The sequence below is a fragment of the Shewanella sp. 38A_GOM-205m genome (genome assembly GCF_000518445.1).
GTDB lineage: Bacteria > Pseudomonadota > Gammaproteobacteria > Enterobacterales > Shewanellaceae > Shewanella > Shewanella algae.
In genome coordinates, this window is record NZ_JADP01000006.1 from 215,330 (window position 1) to 224,322 (window position 8,993).

General features: G+C 51.9%; 12 protein-coding genes. 9 read left to right on the forward strand and 3 right to left on the reverse strand.

What is annotated here, in order from left to right; genetic code table 11:
• The first annotated feature begins 271 nt into the window (after positions 1–271).
• The 9 genes from N512_RS0108120 to N512_RS0108160 all read left to right on the forward strand — a co-directional run bounded on the left by N512_RS0108120 (position 272) and on the right by N512_RS0108160 (position 7,719).
• Entirely contained in the window at positions 272–622 is a 351-nt protein-coding gene (locus tag N512_RS0108120; RefSeq protein WP_025010255.1) for an ArsC family reductase, read from the forward strand.
• Positions 619–1,752: a succinyl-diaminopimelate desuccinylase gene (gene dapE, locus N512_RS0108125; protein ID WP_028779989.1), complete on the forward strand. Its 1,134-nt coding sequence runs from the start codon at positions 619–621 to the stop codon at positions 1,750–1,752. The genes N512_RS0108120 and dapE overlap by 4 nt, the downstream gene beginning before the upstream one ends.
• Positions 1,753–1,755: 3 nt before the next feature.
• The gene (locus N512_RS0108130) at positions 1,756–2,481 is read left to right on the forward strand and encodes a M15 family metallopeptidase (RefSeq protein WP_037474485.1); all 726 of its coding nucleotides are present in this window, start codon (positions 1,756–1,758) and stop codon (positions 2,479–2,481) included.
• 127 nt (positions 2,482–2,608) lie between these two features.
• Positions 2,609–3,442: an alpha/beta fold hydrolase gene (locus N512_RS0108135; protein WP_028779991.1), complete on the forward strand. Its 834-nt coding sequence runs from the start codon at positions 2,609–2,611 to the stop codon at positions 3,440–3,442.
• Between the two features lie 103 nt (positions 3,443–3,545).
• On the forward strand, positions 3,546–4,157 hold the full coding sequence (gene can / locus N512_RS0108140) for a carbonate dehydratase (RefSeq protein ID WP_028779992.1): 612 nt from the start codon (positions 3,546–3,548) through the stop codon (positions 4,155–4,157).
• A 237-nt stretch (positions 4,158–4,394) separates the two neighbouring features.
• Complete coding sequence (kdnA, locus tag N512_RS0108145) at positions 4,395–5,582, forward strand: 8-amino-3,8-dideoxy-alpha-D-manno-octulosonate transaminase KdnA (protein WP_028779993.1); 1,188 nt, start codon at positions 4,395–4,397, stop codon at positions 5,580–5,582.
• 20 nt (positions 5,583–5,602) lie between these two features.
• Entirely contained in the window at positions 5,603–6,673 is a 1,071-nt protein-coding gene (gene kdnB, locus N512_RS0108150; RefSeq protein WP_028779994.1) for a 3-deoxy-alpha-D-manno-octulosonate 8-oxidase KdnB, read from the forward strand.
• Between the two features lie 68 nt (positions 6,674–6,741).
• Positions 6,742–7,479: an 8-amino-3,8-dideoxy-manno-octulosonate cytidylyltransferase KdsB gene (kdsB, locus tag N512_RS0108155; protein WP_025010251.1), complete on the forward strand. Its 738-nt coding sequence runs from the start codon at positions 6,742–6,744 to the stop codon at positions 7,477–7,479.
• A 21-nt stretch (positions 7,480–7,500) separates the two neighbouring features.
• On the forward strand, positions 7,501–7,719 hold the full coding sequence (locus N512_RS0108160; protein WP_028779995.1) for a DUF2897 family protein: 219 nt from the start codon (positions 7,501–7,503) through the stop codon (positions 7,717–7,719).
• A gap of 67 nt (positions 7,720–7,786) precedes the next feature.
• Here N512_RS0108160 and N512_RS0108165 read toward each other — a convergent pair whose 3' ends face one another.
• From N512_RS0108165 to N512_RS0108170, 3 genes are all read right to left on the reverse strand, one after another.
• Positions 7,787–8,119, reverse strand: coding sequence for a hypothetical protein (locus N512_RS0108165; RefSeq protein WP_037436899.1), 333 nt, complete (start codon positions 8,117–8,119; stop codon positions 7,787–7,789).
• 117 nt (positions 8,120–8,236) lie between these two features.
• On the reverse strand, positions 8,237–8,473 hold the full coding sequence (locus tag N512_RS24340) for a hypothetical protein (RefSeq protein WP_129979214.1): 237 nt from the start codon (positions 8,471–8,473) through the stop codon (positions 8,237–8,239).
• A 219-nt stretch (positions 8,474–8,692) separates the two neighbouring features.
• Positions 8,693–8,993, reverse strand: a 301-nt coding sequence (locus N512_RS0108170; RefSeq protein WP_028779997.1) for a transposase, incomplete at its 5' end; no start/stop codon positions are given.

Sequence of the window (8,993 nt, forward strand, 5' to 3'; positions counted from 1 at the left end):
TCAGCTCATTGGTGACAGACTCAGGTTTGGGATCTGAATTCGGGGGAAAGGTCAAACTCATCCAGTTGACATACAGACATCAGGTTGGTTTTTCTCTTTTGTGGAAAGCCAAACCTCTTTCACTGCGCCCGGGGTCACTATGCCTTGGTCACACAAAGCGCCGGCGAGACGTATGAATTGCCCCATCAAGATAGCCCTTTTCATCGGTTTTGCCTTTGTTATACTCGCTGACAATCACGAACTATAAGCAATACAGAGAAACGGACTCGTCATGACAGATAGACTCTATGGGATTAAGAACTGCGACACGGTAAAAAAAGCACGAAAATGGTTGGAGGCCAAGGGCCAGCAAGTGACTTTTGTGGATTTTCGTGAGCAGGAACTATCACAAGACACACTCAAGGCCTGGGTCGAGCGCATCGGCTGGGAGGCGGTGCTGAACAAACGCTCCACCAGTTTCCGTGCGCTGGATGACGCCGATAAGCAGGATATTGATAGTGCCAAGGCGATATCCCTGATGCTGGCCAATCCAACCCTTATCAAACGCCCTGTATTGACCCGAGGTCAAGATGTGATGACCGGTTTTAAAGAAGCCGACTACCAAGCGTGGTTCGGACTATGAGTCAGCAGGTGCTTGGACTTGCCAAGGAGTTGATCTCCAGGGCATCTGTTACCCCTCTGGATGAAGGCTGTCAGGCATTGATGGCCGAGCGACTCGCCAAACTGGGCTTTGCCAACGAGTCCATGGTGTTTGAAGATACCACCAATCTCTGGTCTCGCCGCGGTACTGAAGGACCGGTATTTTGTTTTGCCGGCCATACAGATGTGGTACCGCCGGGGGACTTGGCCAATTGGCATACTCCGCCCTTCGAGCCAGTGGTTATCGACGACTATCTTCACGGCCGCGGCGCCGCAGATATGAAAGGCTCGCTGGCGGCCATGGTGGTGGCCACCGAGCGTTTTGTGACCGCCCATCCGCACCATCAAGGCTCTATCGCTTTTCTGATCACCAGTGATGAAGAAGGCCCCTTTATCAACGGCACCACCCGGGTGATAGACACCCTGGAAGCGCGCAATGAAAAGATCACCTGGGCCTTGGTCGGTGAGCCATCCAGTACCCTCAAACTGGGCGATGTGGTCAAAAATGGCCGCCGCGGCAGCCTCACCGGCAATCTCGTCGTCAAGGGTATTCAAGGACATGTGGCCTACCCTCACCTGGCGGATAACCCAGTGCACAAGGCTGCGCCGGCGTTGGCCGAACTTGCCGCCATGCAGTGGGACAAAGGCAATGAGTTTTTCCCGCCGACCAGTTTTCAGATAGCCAATATCAACGGTGGCACAGGGGCATCCAACGTGATCCCGGGTGAGCTCAAGGTAATGTTCAACTTCCGTTACTCCACCGAAGTCACCGCCGAAGAGCTGATTAAGCGAGTCGAGAATATCCTCGATGCCCATGGACTGAATTATGAGCTTGGCTGGATCTTCAACGGCCTGCCATTTTTGACCGGCGATGGCCCGTTGCTTGAAGCGACCCGCCAAGCGATTAAAGAAGTAACAGGATCAGATACCGACCCGCAAACCTCGGGTGGCACTTCAGATGGGCGCTTTATTGCCCCTACCGGTGCTCAGGTAATAGAACTGGGGCCGGTAAATGCCACCATTCACAAGGTTAATGAGAGCGTTAAAGTCGCGGATCTCGAGCTGTTGGCCCAGTGTTATCAGCGTATCCTGGAAAAACTGTTGTTGGAGTAAGTGATGGCAAGGGGCGATTTTCTCTACGGCCTTGAGACTGAAGCAGAGCCGCAAAGGACACTGGTTAGTCTAAGCGGCAGTGAAAGCGGTTCAGGCGCTGAAGTTTGGCTGGAAGCCGAGACGGCCAAGGCCTTTCTTGAGATGCAGGCCGCCGCCGAGCAAGATGGCATCGCCCTGGCCATCTGCTCGGGTTATCGCAGCTTTGAGCGTCAACTCGCGATTTGGAATGCCAAAGCCTCAGGGAAGCGTCCTTTACTGGATAAAGACTCACTCCCTGTGGGTGACATCCGCGCGCTCAGTGATGATGAGTTAGTGGCGCTTATTTTGCTTTGGTCGGCGCTGCCTGGCGCCTCTCGCCACCACTGGGGGACGGACGTGGATCTATTCGACAACGCCCAAATCAGCAAGCATGAACTCAAGTTGGTTAACGCCGAGTATGAACCCCTGGGCCCTTGCTATAAATTGGACCTGTGGCTGGACGAGCGCGCCCCGGATTTTGGCTTCTACCGCCCTTTTCAGGCTGGCCTCAGTGGCGTCAGCCCGGAGCGTTGGCACTTGAGTTTCCTGCCAAAGGCCAAAGGGTTTCTCGAACAGTTTGATAGCGATCGTCTGCGGCAAATACTCGACCACAGTGACGTAACACTCAAGCAAGGTTTGCTTCGGCGTTTGCCGGAACTGGTTGAGACTTATGTCAGGCACGTTGCCCCATATCCGGTTGGATTCAAATAAGTACCTTTGAAGTACGTTTGAAAAAGCGAGTTTAAATAAACATCATGCGATTTCGCGCTCAGATCCTAAGCCGGCAAACTTGGGGTATCCTGTGTCCCAAACAATAAATCCGGGATACCTTTCAACAATGACTGACTTCAATCAATATCGGCAGCAAATCGAACTCAGAGGCGAAACCCTCAGCTATTTGGATATAGGCCAGGGCCCTGTGCTACTGCTCGGCCACAGCTACCTTTGGGACGCCACCATGTGGCAGCAGCAACTGCCTGTACTGGCGAAACACTACCGCTGCATAGTGCCGGATCTCTGGGGCCATGGGCAGGCAGGCGCGATTCCCGCGCATACCGAGAGCCTGGCGGATATCGCCGCCGATATGTTGACCTTGATGGATAAACTCAGCGTCGATGAATTCACTGTCATCGGCTTGTCGGTCGGTGCCATGTGGGGGGCCGAGCTGGTTCTGAAGGCGCCTTCAAGAGTCAAGGCGTTGGTGATGATGGGCAGCTTCCTCGGCTTTGAGCCCGAAGTTACCCGCAACAAATATATGGCCATGTTGGATGACATCAGCCAATTGGGGCAAATTCCTGCGCCCATGGCCGAGCAGATAGCACCTATGTTTTTTGCCGTGACCACAGCAAGTCTACGGCCGCAACTGCTGAGTGATTTCGCCAGCGCCCTGCAAAGTATTTCACCAGAGCGTATCCCTGATACCGTCGCCATGGGCAAACTGATTTTCAATCGCCGCGACGCCATGGAAGATGCCGATAACTTGACCCTGCCCTGTTTAATCATGTCAGGAGTAGAAGACACGGCGCGCACTGTGCTGGAATCCTTTCTGATGGTCGATGCCATAGACGGCGCCGAGATGGTGCAGATACCGGCAGCCGGCCATATTTCTGTGTTGGAACAGGGCGATTTTATCAACCAAGCCCTGCTGACGTTTCTTGAAAAGCATCACTGAAATCCGGCCGCGATGGATAGACCAGCGCGGCTTTATTTTCTGATACACTGCCGGAAATAAACCGGACACTGTGGTGTTCCCATAAGCTATTTTGTGAGCCTGAATGAAAATACTGAAACCGCTTTTTGAAAACAACCGCCGCTGGGCAGCCAGAATAAGCACAGAAAACCCACAGTTTTTCGAGCAACTGGCCAAACAGCAAAACCCCGAATATCTCTGGATAGGTTGTTCCGACAGCCGGGTACCCTCCAACCAGATCATAGATCTGATGCCGGGGGAAGTATTTGTACATCGCAATATCGCCAACATGGTGATCCACACAGATCTCAACTGTTTGTCTGTTCTGCAATATGCGGTCGATGTCCTCAAGGTGAAACACATCATGGTAGTGGGCCATTACGGCTGCGGCGGCGTCAGGGCGGCCATGGGTACCGACAGACTCGGGCTTATCGACAACTGGCTGGGGCATCTCAGGGATATCTACCGCCTGCACCATCAGGAACTGGAAGCCCTCAATGACAAGCAGAAGTTTGACCGCCTCTGTGAGCTCAACGTGATTGAGCAGGTCGCCAATGTCACCAGCAGCAACATAGTCCAGGAAGCCTGGGCCAAGGGACAAAATCTGTCGATACACGGCTGGATATATGGAATAGACAATGGGCTTTTGACCGATCTTGACGTCACAGTGGATGGCGGACATCAAAGGGTGGAATGATCCAAACAGACAAGGGGCGCAGCAGCGCCCCTTGCTTTATCGGTGAAATTTTACGCAGTTGGATTTTTTCCGAAAGAAAGCATCGCAGTATGTTGGCCACCCCGTTATAATTCTGCAGTTAACACGGGTGCTCAGTCATCCGGTCACCCGGCGCATTTCGCGTGACAGCCTTATGGCATAAGGCCTTTTCTGGCGTGACCCTCCCAGAGCACAACACTATCTAAGGAGACACCTTCCATGCCCGGTTTTGAATTGTTTGGTCCTGAAGAAAAACAGGAAGTAGCAGACGTCATGGAGAACGGATTCACCTTCCGTTACAACTTTGATGCCATGCGTAATGATCGCTGGAAAACCCGCGATATGGAGCAGCTCTTATGTGACAAGATGAATGTCAAGCATGCTCACCTGCTCTCCAGCGGTACTGCCGCCCTGCAAACCGCGCTGGCCGCCGCCGGTATCGGCGCCGGGGATGAAGTGATTGTTCCTCCTTTCACCTTTGTCGCTTCTGTTGAGGCAGTATTCATGGCCGGCGCCATTCCGGTATTTGCCGAAATCGATGAGACTCTGTGTCTGTCACCAGAAGGAATTGAAGCCGCCATCACTCCACGCACCAAGGCGGTAAACCTGGTACACATGTGCGGTTCCATGGCCAAGATGGACGAAATCAAAGCCATCTGTGAAAAACACAATCTGGTACTGCTGGAAGATGCCTGTCAGGCTATCGGCGGCAGCTACAAAGGTCAGGCACTGGGTACCATAGGTGCTGTGGGTTGTTTCTCTTTCGACTCGGTTAAAACCATCACCTGTGGTGAAGGTGGCGCTGTGATCACCAATGATGAAACCATCTACAACCACGCCCACATGTTCTCTGACCACGGCCATGATCATATAGGTAATGACCGCGGCGCCGAGTCTCACCCTATCATGGGCCTCAACTTCCGTATCAGCGAAATGAACGCCGCCCTGGGTCTGGCTCAGCTGCGCAAACTGGACACCATAGTGGAGATCCAGCGTCGCAACAAAAAGCTTATCAAAGACGCCATGGCGGATATTGAAGAAGTTACCTTCCGCGAAATTCCGGATCCTGAAGGCGATAGCGCCGGTTTCCTCAGCTTTATGCTGCCAACCGAGCAGCGCACTCAGGAAGTCAGCAAGGCGCTCTCCGCCAACGGTGTAGATGGTTGCTTCTACTGGTATGTCAACAACTGGCACTACCTGAAGAACTGGCATCACATTCAGCAGCTCAAGAGCCCTGCTGCCCTGCCGATCACATTAATCGAAGATCGTCCGGATTATACTAAGATTTCTGTGCCCAAATCTGACGCTATCATGAGCCGGACCATTTCCATGCTGATCAAGCTGTCCTGGACTGAAGAACAGATTGCCGAGCGCATTGCCAACATCAAAAAAGCATTTGCCCAATAACCTAAAGGGAGCTGGTTGCTATGAGTTTCAAGAATTTTAAAGTCGTCCCCAAAATGATCTTTGGTCGCGGTTCTTTTGTCCAACTGGACGAAGTGCTGGCCGCCGAGCGCAAAGAAGCCAACGACTTCGTGGTTTTCGTAGTGGATGACGTTCACAAGGGCAAGCCACTGGAAGGCCGTTTGCCTTTGAAAGAGCAAGATTTCTTGCTGTGGGTCAATGTCGATGATGAGCCAACCACAGAGCAGGTTGACAGCCTTACCGAACAGGTTCAGGCATTCAACAGCAAACTGCCTGTGAGCGTAGTCGGTCTTGGCGGCGGCGCCACCATGGATCTGGCCAAAGCCGTATCTTTGATGCTGACCAACCCAGGCGGTTCTGCCAAGTATCAAGGCTGGGATCTGATCCAGAATCCTGCGATTCACCATATCGGTATCCCTACCATTTCCGGTACAGGTGCCGAAGCTTCACGTACTGCGGTGCTGTGCGGCCCTGAGCGTAAACTGGGTCTGAACTCTGACTACACAGTATTCGATCAGATCATCATGGACTCCGAACTGATTGCCGGCGTACCCACAGACCAATGGTTCTACACAGGTATGGACTGCTATATCCACTGTGTTGAGTCTCTGCAAGGTACCTTCCTGAACGAGTTCTCACGCGCCTACGCCGAGAAGTCCATGGATATGTGCCGTGAAGTATTCCTGGGCGATCACCCTGAGAAAGACGACAAGCTGATGATGGCCTCCTTCATGGGCGGTATGAGTATCGCCTATAGCCAGGTAGGTGCCTGTCACGCGGTTTCTTACGGTCTGTCTTATATTCTGGGTTATCACCACGGTATTGGTAACTGTATCGCCTTCGACGTACTGGAAGAATTCTACCCTGAAGGGGTTGAAGAGTTCCGCGCCATGATGAAGAAGCACAACATCCAGTTGCCTAAAAACATCTGTAAAGACCTGCCGGACGAAACCATTGCCGCCATGGTTAAAGTCACCAAGAGCATGGGTCCTTTGTGGGCCAACGTCTATGGTGACAGCTGGCAGGAAAAAGTCACCGATGAGATGCTGACCAAGCTGTTCCGTCGTATCTAAGCCGGTAAATGACTGCTATGATTAGGGCTCTTTATGAGCCCTTTCTTCTTGAATACTAGGAAAATTGAATGAAAGTCACCCTGTTGATCCCTGCACGCTATGGTTCCAGCCGCTTTCCCGGCAAACCTCTGGCACCGATTAACGGTAAACCTATGATCCAGCACGTTTATGAGCGCGCAGGACTGGCCAAAGGGTTGGATAACATCTATGTGGCAACCGATGATGTACGCATCAAGGACGCTGTAGAGGCCTTTGGCGGCAATGTTGTGATGACCGGCGCCGAAGCGGCCTCCGGCACCGACAGGATTAACGATGCCATTACCCAATTGGGGTTGGCGGATGACGATCTGGTGATCAATCTGCAAGGGGATCAACCCCTGATTGATCCCATCTCCATAGAGCAGATCATCAGTCTGTTCCAGCGTCATCCCGGTGAGTTTGAAATGGCCACCCTCGGCTATCAGATCACCGAAGAGGAAGAGCTGGACGATCCCAAGCATGTGAAGATGGTGTTCGACAACGAATTCTATGCGCTTTATTTCTCCCGCGCTCGGATCCCATTCGGCCGTGATGTCAGCGACTACCCTGTCTACAAGCATCTTGGGGTTTATGCCTACACCCGTCGTTTTGTCGAGACCTTTGCCAAATTGCCTTTGGGCAGACTGGAAGATCTGGAAAAACTGGAGCAACTGCGGGCCCTGGAATATGGTCACAAGATCAAGGTCGCCATCAGCGCATTTGACTCGCCAGAGGTAGATACACCTGAAGATATCCGCCGCTGTGAACAGCGTCTGGCCGTAGACTGAAGCAGGTAGCAAGAGATGGAAATGTCATCTTTGGAAGTCTGGTTGATCATCATTTTGGTGATAGGCGTTATTGCCAGCAACCTGGCGGTGCTCAAGTACAGTGCCAAGTTCAAAATGCCGCAATTTGGCCAGCACAGTAAAGACAAGCAGATAAAACGTAAGGGTGAAACCGCTGACAACACGGATAAAACCCCGAGCTCCCAGACTGATGGAAAACATCAGGACAAAAACAAAGACTGACACAAAAAAGGCGCCATTGGCGCCTTTTCCATCTCTACTTGAAGCTAGACTTGAACAGGGCTTAGGCTCAATAAAACTGCACATCGGAAACCCTGGTCAACCGGACACCATCAACCACCATCTGCCAGTCGCTTCCAACCCTGTGTGGCGGCTCTGACACTTCAAAACGACTGGAGATAAAACCGATCCCTACTTCAAAGTCGTTACCATCAAACTTCTGGATACCACCACTTATCGAGGTGCGGCTGTTGCCATCATAACGTTGATACTCCACAGAGCCATCGTGCTGAATAAGCAGATACATGTCAGCACTCTGCCACTCTCCGGCATATTCGGCCTTGTCCAGCGGCAAGGGCTGGCCGCAACCGCCAAGGAGCCAGGCAAAAGCCAAAACCAGCATATATTTGAGACCGGAACATAACCCGCTCAGTTTTCTGGCTTTAGATGAGTAAACAGATGAAGGAATTACCGCTGAGTCGTACATGACAAAACTCCTTTTAATCAGATCCTGAAACGATTAGTGACGAAAGCCGCTGGCGAAAAAGGTGTTTCCACAGGCAGGGCAAGACATTTTAATGGGTAACGGCTGAAATCCAAGTAAAACCATGATGCACAGCCCAACTGGTACTGCTAACCAGTTGCCGGCAAAACGAGAAATGATCTTGGCTTCAGTGATATGGTCGGTTTGGGGCTGAAACGAACATGCCTGACAATGACAGGCGTTGTAATGCTTGATGATGCGCTCAAGTCTCACAAAAGGCTCCTCCCTGAGTCATACGGCTTATTTATCGGCAGCCGTTGCAGCAACAACAGAACTGACCGATAAAAACCAATAGCCTACCCTTTCCAAATCAAGCTACCCTAAAGCCAATAACAGTGCAAGCCAGCCTAAAGGACTAAAATTGTTGATTTTGTTGCCTATAAAAACAACCAGAGCAAAGAAAAGGCTACCTCGGGTAGCCTTATTCATGGTTCATCGCGGATCTCCGGGGAACGCCTCTCTGACTTTCAGAAAGAAGTATTCGGTATCCCGGTAGCCATAGCCCATTCGCTTCAGCAGTTTGATTTTGTTGTTCATCCCCTCTAGTCGGCAGGTGTGCAACGGATGAACCGCTGAAGCAACTATGCCATGAAGATAGTTTTTAAGACGCTGGCCAAATTGGAGTAGTGGCCTGATACCGCTCTCTCTGACTTGTTGCCACCAGAGGTTCCATTGAGCCGTGGCTTCGGCTTCATCTGTGCAGTACCACATCTCCTTGAGTTGCTCCCTGAGC